Origin of the sequence: Alicyclobacillus sp. SO9 (assembly GCF_016406125.1) — a bacterium.
Classification (GTDB): domain Bacteria; phylum Bacillota; class Bacilli; order Alicyclobacillales; family Alicyclobacillaceae; genus SO9.
The window spans coordinates 4,669,050-4,683,580 of record NZ_CP066339.1; the positions used below are offsets into that span (position 1 = coordinate 4,669,050).

Annotated in this window: 25 protein-coding genes; 1 reads left to right on the forward strand and 24 read right to left on the reverse strand. The window is 50.7% G+C overall.

Features of this window, described 5'->3' with window-relative positions; genetic code table 11:
- The first annotated feature begins 61 nt into the window (after window positions 1-61).
- Window positions 62-712, forward strand: coding sequence for a spore germination lipoprotein GerD (gerD, locus tag GI364_RS21740; RefSeq protein ID WP_198851267.1), 651 nt, complete (start codon window positions 62-64; stop codon window positions 710-712).
- Window positions 713-811: 99 nt separating this feature from the next.
- Here gerD and GI364_RS21745 read toward each other — a convergent pair whose 3' ends face one another.
- From GI364_RS21745 to rplE, 24 genes are all read right to left on the reverse strand, one after another.
- The gene (locus GI364_RS21745; protein WP_198851268.1) at window positions 812-1,897 is read right to left on the reverse strand and encodes a P-loop NTPase; all 1,086 of its coding nucleotides are present in this window, start codon (window positions 1,895-1,897) and stop codon (window positions 812-814) included.
- Window positions 1,898-2,010: 113 nt separating this feature from the next.
- On the reverse strand, window positions 2,011-2,463 hold the full coding sequence (locus GI364_RS21750; RefSeq protein ID WP_198851269.1) for a hypothetical protein: 453 nt from the start codon (window positions 2,461-2,463) through the stop codon (window positions 2,011-2,013).
- A gap of 5 nt (window positions 2,464-2,468) precedes the next feature.
- Window positions 2,469-3,230 carry an N-acetylmuramoyl-L-alanine amidase gene (locus tag GI364_RS21755; RefSeq protein WP_198851270.1) on the reverse strand — a complete coding sequence of 254 codons (762 nt, stop codon included), beginning with the start codon at window positions 3,228-3,230 and terminating at the stop codon, window positions 2,469-2,471.
- A 186-nt stretch (window positions 3,231-3,416) separates the two neighbouring features.
- Entirely contained in the window at window positions 3,417-3,809 is a 393-nt protein-coding gene (gene rpsI, locus GI364_RS21760; protein ID WP_198851271.1) for a 30S ribosomal protein S9, read from the reverse strand.
- Between the two features lie 18 nt (window positions 3,810-3,827).
- Window positions 3,828-4,268 (reverse strand): 50S ribosomal protein L13, encoded by a 441-nt coding sequence (gene rplM / locus GI364_RS21765; RefSeq protein ID WP_198851272.1) that lies wholly within the window; start codon window positions 4,266-4,268, stop codon window positions 3,828-3,830.
- Between the two features lie 146 nt (window positions 4,269-4,414).
- A complete protein-coding gene (gene truA, locus GI364_RS21770; protein ID WP_233095910.1) occupies window positions 4,415-5,167 on the reverse strand; it encodes a tRNA pseudouridine(38-40) synthase TruA in 753 nt (250 codons plus the stop codon).
- A gap of 195 nt (window positions 5,168-5,362) precedes the next feature.
- Window positions 5,363-5,722: a 50S ribosomal protein L17 gene (gene rplQ, locus GI364_RS21775; protein WP_198851274.1), complete on the reverse strand. Its 360-nt coding sequence runs from the start codon at window positions 5,720-5,722 to the stop codon at window positions 5,363-5,365.
- A gap of 124 nt (window positions 5,723-5,846) precedes the next feature.
- Window positions 5,847-6,785 carry a DNA-directed RNA polymerase subunit alpha gene (locus tag GI364_RS21780; protein ID WP_198851275.1) on the reverse strand — a complete coding sequence of 313 codons (939 nt, stop codon included), beginning with the start codon at window positions 6,783-6,785 and terminating at the stop codon, window positions 5,847-5,849.
- Between the two features lie 104 nt (window positions 6,786-6,889).
- The gene (rpsD, locus tag GI364_RS21785) at window positions 6,890-7,516 is read right to left on the reverse strand and encodes a 30S ribosomal protein S4 (RefSeq protein WP_198851276.1); all 627 of its coding nucleotides are present in this window, start codon (window positions 7,514-7,516) and stop codon (window positions 6,890-6,892) included.
- 85 nt (window positions 7,517-7,601) lie between these two features.
- Window positions 7,602-8,012, reverse strand: coding sequence for a 30S ribosomal protein S11 (gene rpsK / locus GI364_RS21790; protein ID WP_198851277.1), 411 nt, complete (start codon window positions 8,010-8,012; stop codon window positions 7,602-7,604).
- A gap of 28 nt (window positions 8,013-8,040) precedes the next feature.
- Window positions 8,041-8,409, reverse strand: a complete 369-nt coding sequence (rpsM, locus tag GI364_RS21795; RefSeq protein WP_198851278.1) for a 30S ribosomal protein S13 — start codon at window positions 8,407-8,409, stop codon at window positions 8,041-8,043.
- Between the two features lie 115 nt (window positions 8,410-8,524).
- Window positions 8,525-8,638: a 50S ribosomal protein L36 gene (gene rpmJ, locus GI364_RS21800; protein ID WP_198851279.1), complete on the reverse strand. Its 114-nt coding sequence runs from the start codon at window positions 8,636-8,638 to the stop codon at window positions 8,525-8,527.
- A 59-nt stretch (window positions 8,639-8,697) separates the two neighbouring features.
- Window positions 8,698-8,916, reverse strand: a complete 219-nt coding sequence (infA, locus tag GI364_RS21805) for a translation initiation factor IF-1 (protein ID WP_198851280.1) — start codon at window positions 8,914-8,916, stop codon at window positions 8,698-8,700.
- Window positions 8,903-9,226 (reverse strand): KOW domain-containing RNA-binding protein, encoded by a 324-nt coding sequence (locus GI364_RS21810; protein ID WP_233095911.1) that lies wholly within the window; start codon window positions 9,224-9,226, stop codon window positions 8,903-8,905. The genes infA and GI364_RS21810 overlap by 14 nt, the downstream gene beginning before the upstream one ends.
- A 12-nt stretch (window positions 9,227-9,238) precedes the next feature.
- Window positions 9,239-9,889: an adenylate kinase gene (locus GI364_RS21815; protein WP_198851282.1), complete on the reverse strand. Its 651-nt coding sequence runs from the start codon at window positions 9,887-9,889 to the stop codon at window positions 9,239-9,241.
- A 25-nt stretch (window positions 9,890-9,914) separates the two neighbouring features.
- Window positions 9,915-11,189, reverse strand: a complete 1,275-nt coding sequence (secY, locus tag GI364_RS21820; protein WP_198851283.1) for a preprotein translocase subunit SecY — start codon at window positions 11,187-11,189, stop codon at window positions 9,915-9,917.
- On the reverse strand, window positions 11,190-11,633 hold the full coding sequence (gene rplO / locus GI364_RS21825) for a 50S ribosomal protein L15 (protein WP_198851284.1): 444 nt from the start codon (window positions 11,631-11,633) through the stop codon (window positions 11,190-11,192).
- A 20-nt stretch (window positions 11,634-11,653) separates the two neighbouring features.
- Window positions 11,654-11,845: a 50S ribosomal protein L30 gene (gene rpmD, locus GI364_RS21830; RefSeq protein WP_198851285.1), complete on the reverse strand. Its 192-nt coding sequence runs from the start codon at window positions 11,843-11,845 to the stop codon at window positions 11,654-11,656.
- Window positions 11,846-11,857: 12 nt separating this feature from the next.
- The gene (gene rpsE, locus GI364_RS21835) at window positions 11,858-12,355 is read right to left on the reverse strand and encodes a 30S ribosomal protein S5 (protein ID WP_198851286.1); all 498 of its coding nucleotides are present in this window, start codon (window positions 12,353-12,355) and stop codon (window positions 11,858-11,860) included.
- 19 nt (window positions 12,356-12,374) lie between these two features.
- A complete protein-coding gene (rplR, locus tag GI364_RS21840; RefSeq protein WP_198851287.1) occupies window positions 12,375-12,743 on the reverse strand; it encodes a 50S ribosomal protein L18 in 369 nt (122 codons plus the stop codon).
- 29 nt (window positions 12,744-12,772) lie between these two features.
- Window positions 12,773-13,312, reverse strand: coding sequence for a 50S ribosomal protein L6 (gene rplF / locus GI364_RS21845; protein ID WP_198851288.1), 540 nt, complete (start codon window positions 13,310-13,312; stop codon window positions 12,773-12,775).
- A gap of 24 nt (window positions 13,313-13,336) precedes the next feature.
- Window positions 13,337-13,735, reverse strand: a complete 399-nt coding sequence (gene rpsH / locus GI364_RS21850; protein ID WP_198851289.1) for a 30S ribosomal protein S8 — start codon at window positions 13,733-13,735, stop codon at window positions 13,337-13,339.
- Between the two features lie 21 nt (window positions 13,736-13,756).
- Complete coding sequence (locus GI364_RS21855; protein ID WP_198851290.1) at window positions 13,757-13,942, reverse strand: type Z 30S ribosomal protein S14; 186 nt, start codon at window positions 13,940-13,942, stop codon at window positions 13,757-13,759.
- A gap of 29 nt (window positions 13,943-13,971) precedes the next feature.
- Entirely contained in the window at window positions 13,972-14,514 is a 543-nt protein-coding gene (rplE, locus tag GI364_RS21860; protein WP_198851291.1) for a 50S ribosomal protein L5, read from the reverse strand.
- Between the last annotated feature and the right edge of the window lie 17 nt (window positions 14,515-14,531).

Here is a 14,531-nt window from a genome sequence, read left to right on the forward strand (position 1 = left end):
GCGCTGCATAAGACTGTTTCTGGTACGCATACTGAGCAGAGGACGAAATGGAGGGCTGTATATGGATCTCCGAAAGAGTTGGATAATTGTCGTTGCGGTTGCGGCCCTGTCCGTCGGTTGCGGCCAGGGTACTGCTGGCGCGGATGCAAGCGGGTCGCAGCCCAATTACACCACGACAAAACAAATGGTGCTCGATATTCTGAAGTCATCAGATGGCAAACAAGCTGTCCAGTCAATGCTCCAGGATCCGAGCTTTCGCGAACAAATGGCCGTATCCCAAAGTGACATCACAAAGGCCGTACAGAAAAGCCTGGAAAGTAAACAGAACAAAGACCTGTTGGCTAAACAAATTCAAAACCCCAAGTTCGCGGCCGCTTTTGCAAAAGCTCTCCAGCCGCAGCTTGTTGATATGCAAAAGCAATTACTGAAGGACCCGCAGTACACGAAGGACTTAATGGTGATTTTAAAGTCACCTGACTATACAAAACACATAAATGAGCTGTTACAGACCCCAAAAGTACGCGGCCAGATTATGAAAGTGATGTCGGATGCCCTGAATACGCCAAGTTTTCGCATCAAGTTTGAGGACGCTTTAAAGAAGGCCGTATCGCAGAGTGTCAGCCAAAGCGGTGGACAGAAACAAGGTCAAGGCGGTCAGGCTCAAAGCGGATCGAGCGGAGGCTCAAGCGGCGGCAGCGGACAGGGCGCATAAGGTGTGGATGATTTGGCACGGCTAAAACAGCAAAGGCTGCAGTGGACACATGACTCGTCGCCCACTGCAGCCCAGTGTTTCCGGCACGAGAATTGTTCCTCAGCCCTCGACGGCAGGAACTGAAGCTGCCAGGCCTAGTTTATGCATCATGGCCTCAGCAAGCTCTTCAAAGGCTTCGCCTTGAATGGATTCCTCAGCAAACAAGGGGCTCTTTTTGTCTCCCATGGCAGCCAGCGGGACTCTGACGGTAACCTCAGTCCGCAATTCATCAGCTACGCGATTGCCGCCTCCCTTGCCAAAGAGATATGTCTTTTCTCCGCAGTGTTCGCACTGGAAGTACGCCATATTCTCTACAACACCAACCACTTCATGGTTCGTTCGAAGCCCCATTAAGCCGGCACGGACAGCCACGTCAGCAGCGTCCATTTGCGGTGTCGTGACAATCAGTTCTTTGCTCTTGGGAAGCATTTGGTGTACATCCAGAGAAACGTCTCCGGTTCCTGGCGGCAAGTCGAGCAACAGAACATCTAAGTCTCCCCAATGAACTTCACCGAAGAAGTTTCTGAGCATTTTGCCGAGCATGGGTCCACGCCATACTACGGGATTGTTTTCAGGAACGAAGAAGTCCATCGAAACAATCTTTACGCCTTCCACTTCGATGGGAATGATGAGGTCATCAATGACCGTCGGGCGCTGCTTTTTCACCCCGAAGATGCTTGGGATACTGAAACCGTAAATATCCGCATCCACCACTCCCACGCTTAATCCGGCATTGGCTAGGGCCTTCGCCAGATTGGCAGTAACTGTGGATTTCCCCACGCCGCCTTTCCCGGATGTAACAGCTAAGAACTGGGTCTTCACTTCGGGTTGCAGCAGCGGCGGGGTCGATGTCGCCGCTTTGGGGCCGCGGAGCTTCTCGGTAAATTTAGCTCGCTCTTCGTCAGACATGCTGCCCAGAGTCACATCGACGGACTGTACGCCGTCTAAATCCATAATTTTCTCTTTGACGGAGTTCTCAATCGTTGTGCGCAATGGACACCCGCCAATGGTCAGTGCAATCTCAACCGAAACATTCCCGGCTTCAATGGCAATGTTTCGTACCATTTCCATTTCAACGATACTTCTATGAATTTCAGGATCTTCTACATCCCGCAACGCTTCAAGAACCTGGTCTTTTGTGACCATGATGGTTCGCCCCCTCAGAAAATACTGGTTGAGTCGTGAAATCCGCAACCACCCTTGAGTCTACATCATTTGCAGTTTTCTTGCCATCTTGAGTAAGACAAGGTTGTGATGTTTTAGTGAGAGCCATACATTTGGTAGCGGGATTTGCCGTTCATAAGCCAAATGACGGAGATTTTGTATGGATTCTGCAGGGACCCTGCAAACCACAAGGATTCATGGGGAGCTAGATTCACAACCGCTGCGGACCATGCTTTCCTGTGCTGCAGGTTGTTTGGAGCACTGGTGCCCACGTAGAGGACTGGAACATTCTGTTCACTCCAACTGACCACATTAATCCGGTGCAGAGTGTGCTGCGATTGGTTGGTGAGGCGATAGACAGGGCTTCCATACCATTTTACGTGAGTCTTGGTAAGCGTACACTTGGCTGGTGGAGGCACAAGGTACGTATGCGGCGGGTCTTTATGGACTTGGTGACTCCAAAATAGAACGAGGAGCATCACGGCCAGTATCGGGAGCAGGAACTTGGCCGTGGCAACCTCCATGCTTTGGTTTCGTTTCGCCTGCACGCTCATCACCTCAGAAATTTCTGAACAGCCCGGTGCCAACCTCCTTGAGTCTGCGCGGATTGCGGCTTATCCTCGTCATCAAAGTAGCGAATCACCGCCGTGTACATAGCCAGGGCTACTTTATCCTGATATGCCTCGGTTTTTAACAACTGAGCTTCTTGAGGATTGCTAACGAAACCGATTTCGGCAAGCACAGCTGGACCGTCTATGTGCTTCAACAAAAAGAGGCTCTTCACAGCAGCAGGACTGCGGCTTGTGTTGGCCAGTTGCTCCTGAAAGGCACTTTGCATCTTTTTGGCTAAAACCTTTCCTTCTTCGTTCCCGGGCATGTACAGGGTTTGCGCACCGCGCCACGACGATGACGTTGATGCATTACAGTGCACACTGATGAACATGTGCGGCTCAAACGCCTGTACAATCCTCAACCGACCGAGTAAGTCCGCACGTTGGCGTCGTCGGTTTTTCGCATCGCGTTCGGTTGCAAGGTCATCGTCCAAATGACGCGTCAGCCGAACCTGTGCGCCGCCTTCCTGTAACAGGACTGCGAGCTTTTTCGTCACACTCAGGGTGATGTCCTTTTCGTGAATGCCGGTGTCTCCGCGAGCACCTGTATCACTGCCTCCGTGTCCGGCATCCAACACAATTTTCTTTCCTGAAAGGCCCAAGCTCTGCGCTGACGCTGTGGGCGATGCAATGACAAAGAGCACAATCAGCGCTGCTGCGCTACATGCAATACGAGTCCACGACTTAAGATAACGGGTGTCCACAGTGGACAGCAGCCCCTTTCTGAATCGGGTAAGTCTGTCCACTGTAGTCTATGCAGTTCTGAGGATTGTATGAAGAGTTATGAAGAGTAAAATCAAACAAGTTGTCTGTATATAAAAAAGGATGGCTGTCGGCAGCCATCCCTCCATGACGTAATACAGGCGCAAATTGTAGGCACCAGCTTCTCCTTAGCGCTTGGAGAACTGCGGTGCGCGACGGGCAGCCTTGAGCCCGTATTTCTTTCTTTCCTTCATACGTGCATCCCGTGTCAACATACCTGCCTTCTTCAGTGCAGGGCGAAGGTCGGGGTCAACTTTCAACAGTGCACGTGAAATTCCATGACGTACAGCACCCGCTTGACCAGACATTCCACCGCCATATACGTTTACGTGAACATCGTAGCTGTTGAGCGTTTCTGTCAGAAGTAACGGTTGCTTCACAATCAGGCGCAACGTTTCAAGTCCAAAGTAGTCATCCATTTCACGCTTATTAATCACAATCTTACCGTCACCGGGCAACAAACGGACGCGAGCGACGGATTGTTTGCGACGGCCTGTGCCCCAATATTGTACTTGAGCCAAAGTAAAGTCCCTCCTCCGTTAGTTGCTCGCCAATTCCCATTGAATCGGTTGCTGTGCTTGGTGCGGATGCTCTGGACCAGCGTACAATTTCAGCTTCTTCAATTGTTCGCGTCCAAGCGTGTTGTGCGGAAGCATACCCTTTACGGCAGCATACAGCACTCGCTCGGGGTGCTTGTTGAGCATATCAATAGCGCGTGTTTCCTTTAAGCCCCCTGGATAACCAGAGTGGCGATAGTACATTTTCTTCTGCATCTTGTTGCCCGTGAACACAACTTTCTCGACGTTCACTACGACGATAAAGTCGCCCGTGTCCACATGCGGCGTAAATTCAGGTTTATGTTTACCGCGAAGCACAGTCGCAATTTCAGTAGCCAACCGACCCACGCGTTTCCCAGCTGCATCAATGACATACCATTTGCGGTCCACGGCACCTGCTTTTGCCATGTACGTCGTACGCATTAGAGTCCCTCCTAGTCAGGCAAACCTCTCATTCATGTTCCGATTCAACCACATACGTTGTAACGGGGCGTAGTGGTGAAAACACTAACCTACAGTCTATTCAATTTTGAACCGGCGGTCAAGGCTTAACCGTATTTTTTAATACTTTATTTACTCTGCTCTTCACCGTAGTGTACTTTCCACAGTATCAGACCGTTCGGCGGAGCAGTTTGACCTGCTAGGCGTCTGTCCCGCGCCTCCAGAATTCTGGGTATTGAATCCGGATGCAGCCTGCCTCTCCCAATGTCCACCAAGGTACCAACAATAATCCGCACCATGTACTGGAGGAAGCCGGTACCTGAGCAATAGACATGCACAAAGGAGCCTTCCGCTTCCAACCGCAGTTCGGTCAAACGACGAACCTTGTCCTTGACAGGTGTAGCCGACGCACAGAAGCTTGTAAAGTCATGCTCACCTATGAAGTAAGGCAGAGCCCGTTCGACCGGATTCAGGTTCAGTTTACCTGGAACGTGCCATGCGTAGCGGCTCGTAAAGATGTCCTCGACGCGACTCGTCTGCAGTGTATAACGATAGGTCTTGCCGACTGCGGAAAAGCGCGCATGGAAATTTGAGTCCACTTCGCATGCCGATGTAACGACAATGTCTTTCGGCAAACTACGTCGAAGAATATAGGGGTACCGCTTCGCTTCGGGGCCTTTGTCCTGATGAAAGTGAACCACCTGAGCTTTAGCGTGAACGCCTGCGTCGGTACGACCCGAACCCACAACCTCTGTTGGACAAGTCAACAGCCTAGTCAAGGTACTTTCCAGTTCCCCTTGGACCGTTCGGACCTTCGGTTGCCGTGCAAATCCATGAAAATCTGTCCCGTCATAAGAGACAACCAGCTTAATTTTCGTCAACTGCACCACCACCCACTGCATTGGCTAAGAATGGACATCGGCCCATCCGCTTCTATGCTCCGGAAATCGGGGGGCGCGCTGATGCAGACAAAAGGGGCAACCGCACCTGAGAAAAATGCAGTAAAAGCGTCTCACAAGAAGTCACTTGCACACTGCATCACAGGAGTCGTGTCACCCCTAGTCCGTGCTGAAAGTTTAGACGAGCTCGATATACACCATTGGAGCTGCATCCCCGCGACGCGGCCCAATCTTTATGATACGGGTATACCCGCCATTCCTGTCCTGAAATCGCGGCGCAAGGTCACTAAACAGCTTTTGAATCACGTCTTGTTCTGCATCCTCAAGGGATTCCCTGCGAACGTATGACGCAACCTGGCGGCGCGCATTTAAATCACCGCGTTTAGCCAAGGTAATCATCTTGTCTGCGATAGATCGCAGTTCCTTCGCCTTGGCTTCAGTTGTCTCTATACGTTCATACAGGAACAAATCCGTGACAAGGCTCCTGAACAGCGCCTTCCGGGCAGCCGATGGCCGACCTACCTTCCGATATGCCACAGAGTTCTCCTCCTCATTCCTAAATCTCTGTCTTACGTCTCACAGAAGCTCTCATATCAATTCTCAAATGACTTCTCGAATGGGCTTCAAGTAAGCTTCGTACTTAAATACTTGAGTTCAGAACTCAGTCTTCCTGTCTCAGAGTCAATCCGAGTCCCCCGAGTTTCTCGACGACTTCCTCCAAGGATTTTCGACCCAAGTTCCGCACTTTCATCATCTCGTCCTCACTGCGGGAACTTAACTCACCAACTGTGTTAATGCCCGCTCGTTTCAGGCAGTTATACGACCGCACTGAAAGGTCGAGCTCTTCAATCGGCATCTCGAGAGTTCGATCCGCAGCAGTATCTTCCTTCTCAATCATGATGTCTGTTTCATTTCCTTGATCGGTTAAACCCACAAACAAGGACAAGTGCTCAGTCAGGATTTTAGCACTGAGACTTACAGCTTCGTCCGGAGTAATACTGCCATCCGTCCAAACTTCGAGGGTGAGTTTGTCATAGTCCGTCACCTGACCGACACGCGTATTCTCCACTTTATAGTTGACTCGAGTGATTGGAGAGTAGATAGAGTCAATCGGAATAACTCCAATCTCCTGCTCGTCGGGCTTATTCCGATCTGCTGATACGTACCCACGACCTCGCCCTGAATGCATCTCCACATAGAAGCGAGCCCCTTCTGTCAACGTGGCAATGTGCAACTCAGGATTCATAATGTCAACATCCGAGTCTGCACGAATATCCGCAGCCGTAACTTCTCCGGAGTTTTCCGCGTCGATGACAAGAACCTTTTCCTCATCGGAATGTATCTTCAAGGAGAGCCGCTTAAGATTGAGGACCAGTTCCGTTGTATCCTCCACTACCCCGGGGATGGTGGAAAACTCGTGTAATACTCCTTCAATTTTAACGGATTTTACTGCAGCACCCGGAATTGAAGACAAAAGGATTCTGCGAAGGGAGTTTCCGAGTGTAGTTCCGTATCCCCGTTCCAGTGGTTCGACAACGAATTTGCCGTAAGTTTCGTTTGTTTCTATGACCTCAATCCTCGGCTTCTCAATTTCGATCATCCGTAACCCTCCTCGCTACGCGGGTCTGCGTGCTTCCCACCGAGCACCAGCCCCAATCAACACCCGGGAATTGGTTGAACCAAAGCCCGCCAAGCGGGCTCTCGTTAACGTGAGTACTTCTCAACAATCATCTGCTCGCTGACAGGTGTATCAATCTCTTCACGCGCAGGGACTCGAACGACCTTGCCAGTGAAGTTCTCCAAGTCTAGTTCCAGCCAAGGACCCACTGTGTGCGAGGCTGCGACTTCGAGAAGTTCCTTAATACGAGCATGTTTGCGGCTCTTTTCGCGAACCACGATGACATCTCCCGGCTTCATCTGGTAAGACGGGATGTTGACGCGACGGCCATTCACGTCGAAGTGGCCGTGACGAACCAACTGGCGCGCTTCTGGACGTGATGCCGCAAAACCAAGGCGGTAGACCACATTGTCCAAACGGCTTTCTAATGTCTGCAACAGCGTCTCACCGGTAATGCCGGGACGCCGGTTTGCGGATTCATAATACGCTCTAAACTGCTTTTCCATAACACCATAGAATCTGCGGGCCTTCTGCTTCTCCCGCAACTGCAATCCATATTCCGAAGTGCGCCGACGACCTTGACCGTGCTGACCCGGAGGAGTCGCTCGGCGGTCAATCGCACATTTCGGACTTAGGCAACGTTCACCCTTCAAGTACAGCTTGACGCCTTCGCGGCGGCAAAGCCGACATACAGGTCCGGTATATCTTGCCATTCTAGTGTTGACACCTCCAATTCAATCTATACCCAATAAGACTAGTTTCCACTAATCTCGCAACTTCTGTCATAAACAACACGCGTCAGACGCGACGACGTTTTGGCGGACGGCAGCCATTATGCGGAATCGGAGTCTCGTCTCGAATACCGCTGACCTCGAGCCCGGCAGCCTGCAAGGAACGGATTGCTGCTTCACGCCCTGCTCCGGGACCCTTAACGGAAACCTCAACTTGTTTCATGCCGTGTTCCATCGCTGTCCTGGCGGCTGCTTCTGCTGCCATTTGAGCGGCAAACGGGGTGCTCTTCCGCGATCCTTTGAAGCCAACATTTCCTGCCGTTGACCATGAAATCACGTTCCCTGTCCTATCCGTGATGGAGACGATTGTATTGTTAAAGGTTGAGCGAATATGAGCTACACCAACCTCAACATTCTTTCGATCACGGCGCTTGGTGCGGGTGGCTCCTTGCCCCCTGCGCTGAGTGCCTCTTGCCATGTACGTTTTACCTCCTCACCTTAAACAATTACTTCTTCTTGCCGGCTACAGTCCGACGCGGTCCCTTCCTCGTACGGGCATTGGTCTTCGACCTTTGACCACGTACAGGCAGTCCGCGACGGTGCCGCATACCGCGGTAAGATCCAATTTCGACGAGACGCTTAATATTGAGCGCGATCTCACGGCGAAGGTCACCTTCCACCTTCACGGTCTTGTCAATATGGTCACGAAGTCGAATGACTTCATCTTCTGTCAAGTCGCGTACACGCGTGTCCGGGCTAATCCCAGTTTCCTTCAGGATTTTGTTGGAAGTCGTACGTCCAATACCAAAGATATACGTCAAACCAATCTCCACTCGCTTTTCACGCGGCAAGTCTACACCTGCAATACGAGCCATCTAGGGATTCCACCTCCATGCAATATTTATCTATATCAAAACGGGCGCAGTCCCGACACGCGTCGGGCAGCCGCACTACACACCGTTGATATCACCAAGTCGAGGCAGCGCCAACTTAACCTTGACGCTGTTTGTGTTTTGGGTTTTCACAAATCACCATGATGGTGCCCTTGCGTCGAATCACTTTGCATTTTTCGCAAATTGGCTTTACAGACGGGCGTACTTTCACCAGGCTCCCTCCTCACTCTCGGTATCATACCTGAATAGCCCAATTAAGACCAGTCTCATTTACTTGTATCGATAGGTAATTCTACCACGACTCAAGTCATACGGAGACAATTCTACCGTAACCCGGTCTCCAGGTAAAATTTTAATGTAGTGCATTCTGATTTTACCTGAAACGTGGGCCAGGATTTTGTGACCATTCTCCAGTTCCACTTTAAACATCGCGTTGGGAAGTGGTTCAATCACCGTTCCCTCAACTTCAATCACATCATCTTTCGCCATTCGCGCTGCCTCCCTCCTCATTCCGCTTCTGTTTCTGCACATCTGCTACAGCCTTGAGAGCGTGGCGCAACTGCGCATTCGTATACTTGCCGTCTTTTGCTTTGGTCTTAGCCGCATCTATTTGGTGTGGTGTGAGCTTCACATGCAGCACATTCTTCTTCTTCGGTGTATCAGCCTTGCGCACGTCGCCGTCCGCCAACAGCACGTATCTATCAGGAACGTGCCCGATTACGACTGCGTACAATCCAGCGTCGCGTCCGCGTGTGATTTCCACGATATGGCCAATTTCAGGCAGCGAAATGTGCTTCACCAACCACTCACCTCAAACCTGTAACTTGAGGAGAATACTCCTCACTTGACTATAGACCTTATCAATCGGTTGTTGGCCATCCACTTGCTGCAACACACCCTGATTGCGATAATAATCCACCAAAGGCGCTGTCTGTGAGTACTGCTCCAACCTGGTCTTCACCGCTTCTTCCGTATCGTCTGAACGCTGATACAGTTCACCGGCACATTTGTCGCAGACGCCTGCTTCTACAGGCGGCTGAAAGACAAGGTGATACGTAGTTCCGCAGGATTTACAGATACGCCGTCCTGTCAAGCGGGCTAACAGAACTTCTTGCGGGACATGGATATAAAGGGCAGTATCCAGTGTTCTCCCCATCTTTGCCAGACTCTCATCAAGGGCTTGTGCCTGAGCCAGTGTTCGGGGGAATCCATCCAACAGAAACCCCTTGTTCGCGTCATCCTGTGACAAGCGCTCATTCACGACACGAATGGTCAACTCATCGGGCACTAGCTTACCGCTGTCCAGATATTCCTTTACTTCCAGACCAAGGGGCGTCTCAGCTGCAATTGCAGCGCGAAACATGTCTCCAGTGGAAATGTGCGGTATTCCAAACTCATCGCGGACTTGCGCCGCCTGTGTTCCTTTACCAGCACCCGGCATTCCCAGCAAAATTATCTGCATCAAATATCCCCCTCGAACCTCTGAATCAGCGGATGAACCCGCGGTAATGACGCTGTAGCAACTGGCCTTCCATTTGCTGCAGCGTCTGTAGTGCAACACCGACAATAATCAGAAGTGACGTACCTCCCAGATACACTTGGTTGAGTCCAACTCCCGAAAGCAAAAGAAACGGCAACACGGAAATGAAGCCTAGGAAAAGCGCTCCGAGCACTGTGATGCGATTGATGACCTTAATGATATACTCCTCTGTTTCCCATCCAGAGCGGACACCCGGAATATACCCGGCATTCTTCTGCAACTGCTCTGCCAGCTGCTCTGGATTTATCTGCACATGAGTATAGAAGAAGGTAAAGGCGATAATCAAAACAACCTCTACGCCAATGTACCAAGCTGAGTTGGGAAACAGATACGTCATGATAAACTCAGCCCAACCCTGTTTAGAAAAGTATGTTGAAAGTACATAGGGCAGCATTAAGAGTGATACTGCAAAAATGACGGGAATCACACCTGCAGCATTTACCTTAAGCGGTATGTGGGTCTGTTGACCGCTGTAGACTGTCCGTCCTACCACCCGCTTGGCGTACTGCACTGGAATCCTTCTCTCTGCTTGTTGAATGTACACAATCAAGGCAAAGATAATAATAATGCCAGCCACCATTATTGCCACTTTCAAGATACTGATAAACAAATCAGAGGAGTGACCGACAAACCACTTCTGGGCAACTTCCTGCCCCAACTGTCCCAATCGTGCAATGATACTGATGAAGATAATAATGGAGATACCGTTACCGATGCCCTTCTCCGTTATCATCTCACCAAACCACATCAACAGCGTGTCCCCGGCAGTGAGCGTCACCACAATGATGGCGTACCACCACCAGTTCTCCTTATACAAAAGGTGTTGCATGCTAAAGTTGAATGTTAGAGCTGAGGCCTGCACGAATCCCAAAATCACTGTGAGATACCGAGTCACCTGCGTGAGTTTTCTTTGGCCTGACTCGCCCTCTTTTTGCCATTCCTCGAACCGTGTGACAACGCCGGACTGCAGTAGCTGCACGATGATTGACGCTGTAATATACGGCGTAACGCTCATCGCAAAAATGGAAAAGCGATAGAACGCCCCGCCGGAAAACATATTCAGCAAATCAAACAGGGCGTTCTGCGAGTTACTTAGCAACGACGTGTTCATATCCGGGACAGGAAAGTAGCTCCCGATGCGATAAATCGCAACGACCATCAGAGTAAAGAACAGACGTCTGCGCAGGTGCTTTAGTCGCCACAGGTTTAGGAAAGTCTGCACCTATATCACCTCGACGGTGCCACCAGCGGCCTCAATCTTCTCCTTTGCTGCTCCGGAAAAGGCGTTGGCGCGAACGGTCAGTTTTACATTCAAGTCACCGGACCCAAGCACCTTCACTCCATCAAGCAGTTCCCGCACCATGCGGCGCTCTTTCAGAAGTTCCGGAGTAACAACGGTATCCGCTTCAAACTCGTTTAATCTCTCTAAATTGACCACTGCGAGCGTCTTCTTAAAGCGGGCATTGGAAAAGCCGCGCTTCGGCAGTCTCTTGAAAAACGGCGTCTGTCCACCTTCAAAACCAGGCCTTACACCACCGCCGGAGCGAGCCCATTGACCCTTGTGTCCGCGGGTCGAAGTCTTACCCATTCCTGAACTCGTTCCGCGTCCCACGCGCTTGCGGCTGTGTTTCGAACCCTCAGCAGGCTTTAAATCGTGTAATTGCAAGAATGACACCTCCTTGTCTTTTATTCGCCAGCTACCTCGCTAACTTCAACAAGATGCTTAATTCGATTAACCATCCCGCGAATAATCGGCGTATCTTCTCGAACTACGGTTTGTTGGAGCTTCCGTAAGCCCAGGGCGTAAGCTGTGTCACGCTGATTCTGAGGACGGCCGATGGGACTGTGCTTCAAGGTAATAGCTAATTTATTCGCCATCTCTGCTCCTCCTTAACCGAAAATTTCTTCTACAGTTTTGCCGCGCAGACGAGCCACTTCTTCCGCACGTTTCAATTGCTTTAGCGCATCCAGCGTAGCATGAACCATGTTGATTGGGTTCGCTGAACCAAGGGATTTCGTGACAATATCCTTAATCCCGGCCAATTCCAGTACCGCACGGGAGGGTCCGCCTGCAATCACTCCGCTTCCTTCCGGTGCCGGTTTAATCAGAACACGTCCGCCGCCAAAGCGACCAACGGTCTCATGAGGAATTGAGGTGTTCTTCATGGGTACCTGGATAAGGTTCTTCTTTGCATCTTCAATGCCTTTGCGAATGGCCTCAGGAACTTCCTGGGCCTTGCCCAGTCCAGCACCTACATAGCCATTTTCATCGCCGACGACAACCAGTGCTGAAAAGGAGAACCGACGACCGCCCTTGACAACCTTGGCAACGCGGTTCACAGCTACAACGCGTTCACTCAATTGAAGTTGATTTGGATCGATGAGCACAGAGACACCTTCCTTTCGATTAAAATTGCAGTCCCGCTTCGCGCGCTGCGTCCGCTAATGCTTGAATCCGTCCGTGATATAGATAGCCTCCGCGATCGAAAACAACAGAAGTCATTCCTTTTTCCACAGCACGTTTGGCAACCAATTGGCCTACCAACTTAGCGGCCTCGATGCTGCCGCCATTCTTGACAGCGTCCTTCAGTTCACTGTCTAGCGTAGAAGCACTGACCAGAGTCTGCCCTGCGGCGTCATCAATGACTTGAGCGTAGATATTCTTGTTGGAACGATATACATTAAGGCGGGGACGGCCTGAAGTGCCAGAGATATTCTTACGCACACGCAGGTGCCGCCGTTGCCTTGAGCGATTGCGATCCTCTTTTGTAATCACGGGGAGTCACTCCTTTCTCTGCTGCAAAATTACTTCTTACCAGTTTTACCGACCTTGCAGCGGATAACTTCGTCTTCATATTTGATTCCCTTGCCTTTGTACGGCTCAGGCTTCCTAATCTCACGTACTTTGGCAGCGTATTCTCCCACCAATTCCTTGTTAATACCTGTTACAACCAGTTTGGTAGGTGACGGGACGTCCACGTCAATGCCATCCACCTTTTGGGGTTCCACCGGATGTGAATAGCCCACAGACAGGGTCACCGTAGCCCCGTTCTTCGCGGCACGGTACCCAACTCCCATCAGGTCCAGCCGTTTGGTGAATCCGTTCGTTACGCCTTCAACCATGTTGTTAATGACGCTGCGTGTAGTGCCATGTAAACTCCGGTGTTTTTTGCTTTCACTTGGGCGCTCGACAGTGAGCACCTGGCCCTCCACGACCACCTTCATCTCAGGGTGAATCGTCCTTGTCAAGGTACCTTTTGGCCCCTTCACTGTCAATTCGTTACCCTCGAATCCAACTTCAACACCCGATGGAATTGTTACAGGTTTCTTTCCAATCCGTGACATCTTTACACCTCCAATCTTGAGCGGTTACCACACGTAACAGAGTACTTCTCCGCCAACGCGCGCCTTCCGAGCTTCTTTATCCGTCATAATGCCGCTGGACGTGGAAAGCACTGCAATCCCCAGTCCGCCCAATACGCGGGGCACATTATCATGGGATGCATACACACGTCGGCCTGGCTTACTAATGCGCTTGAGTCCTGTTATAACCTTTTCCTGGTTCTTGCCATATTTCAAAAACAGGCGAATTACGCCTTGCTTCTCATCGGAGATAAATTCCGCATCTCGGACAAAGCCCTCTTTTTTCAAGATGTCGGCAATGGCCTTCTTAATGTTCGATCCAGGTACTTCAACTTTATCGTGTCCCACCGAGTTGGCGTTGCGGATTCGTGTCAACATATCCGCAATTGGGTCCGTCATCACCATATCTCGAAAACCTCCTTCCCTCTACCAGCTGGCCTTTTTAACTCCGGGCAACTGACCCTTATAGGCCAATTCACGGAAACAGATACGGCAGATTCCAAACTTGCGTATAACCGAATGCGGACGACCGCATACTCTGCAACGAGTGTATCCCCGCGTGCTAAACTTCGGCTTTCTTTGGGCCTTTATAATCATGGACTTTTTCGCCACGTCATCAAACCTCCTGTCAGTGGTTTGTCTTAAGACTTCCGAAACGGCATGCCCATTAATGTCAGGAGAGCTCGCGCTTCCTCATCTGTGTTGGCAGTCGTCACCATTACAACTTCCATGCCGCGGACTTTATCAACTTGGTCATACTCCACTTCGGGGAAAATCAACTGCTCGCGCAGTCCCAAAGTATAGTTTCCTCGTCCGTCAAAGGCCTTCGGGGAAACTCCTCTAAAGTCCCTGACACGGGGTAAAGCAATGTTCATCAATTTATCGAGAAAATAGTACATCCGCTCACCGCGCAAGGTCACTTTCGCCCCAATCGGCATCCCTTGCCGCACACGGAACTGAGCAATCGACTTCTTCGCCCGTGTAACAATTGGCTTTTGACCTGTAATCAGTTGCAGGTCACCCACGGCTGCATCTATTGCTTTCGGATTCTGTACAGCTTCACCGAGACCCATATTCACAACTGCCTTTTCAATCTTCGGCACTTGCATTACGGTATCGTAGGAAAACTGCTTCATCAATTCTCCAGCTACCTGCGTCTTGTAGTAATCGTACAAGCGAGTCAATGTATTGCCTCCTTTCA

Excerpts from the sequence above, each read along its gene's own strand:
- infA (WP_198851280.1), bottom strand. The coding sequence starts at position 8,916 with ATGGCGAAAGATGATGTGATTGAAGTTGAGGGAACGGTGATTGAACCA.
- rpsD (WP_198851276.1), bottom strand. The coding sequence starts at position 7,516 with ATGGCAAGATATACCGGACCTGTATGTCGGCTTTGCCGCCGCGAAGGC.
- gerD (WP_198851267.1), top strand. The coding sequence starts at position 62 with ATGGATCTCCGAAAGAGTTGGATAATTGTCGTTGCGGTTGCGGCCCTG.
- rplM (WP_198851272.1), bottom strand. The coding sequence starts at position 4,268 with ATGCGTACGACGTACATGGCAAAAGCAGGTGCCGTGGACCGCAAATGG.
- rpsM (WP_198851278.1), bottom strand. The coding sequence starts at position 8,409 with ATGGCTCGTATTGCAGGTGTAGACTTGCCGCGTGAAAAGCGAGTGGAG.
- GI364_RS21745 (WP_198851268.1), bottom strand. The coding sequence starts at position 1,897 with ATGGTCACAAAAGACCAGGTTCTTGAAGCGTTGCGGGATGTAGAAGAT.
- rpmD (WP_198851285.1), bottom strand. The coding sequence starts at position 11,845 with ATGGCGAATAAATTAGCTATTACCTTGAAGCACAGTCCCATCGGCCGT.
- GI364_RS21780 (WP_198851275.1), bottom strand. The coding sequence starts at position 6,785 with ATGATCGAAATTGAGAAGCCGAGGATTGAGGTCATAGAAACAAACGAA.
- GI364_RS21815 (WP_198851282.1), bottom strand. The coding sequence starts at position 9,889 with ATGCAGATAATTTTGCTGGGAATGCCGGGTGCTGGTAAAGGAACACAG.
- rplF (WP_198851288.1), bottom strand. The coding sequence starts at position 13,312 with ATGTCACGGATTGGAAAGAAACCTGTAACAATTCCATCGGGTGTTGAA.
- rpsH (WP_198851289.1), bottom strand. The coding sequence starts at position 13,735 with ATGGTGATGACGGACCCAATTGCGGATATGTTGACACGAATCCGCAAC.
- rpsK (WP_198851277.1), bottom strand. The coding sequence starts at position 8,012 with ATGGCAAGAGGCACTCAGCGCAGGGGGCAAGGAGCCACCCGCACCAAG.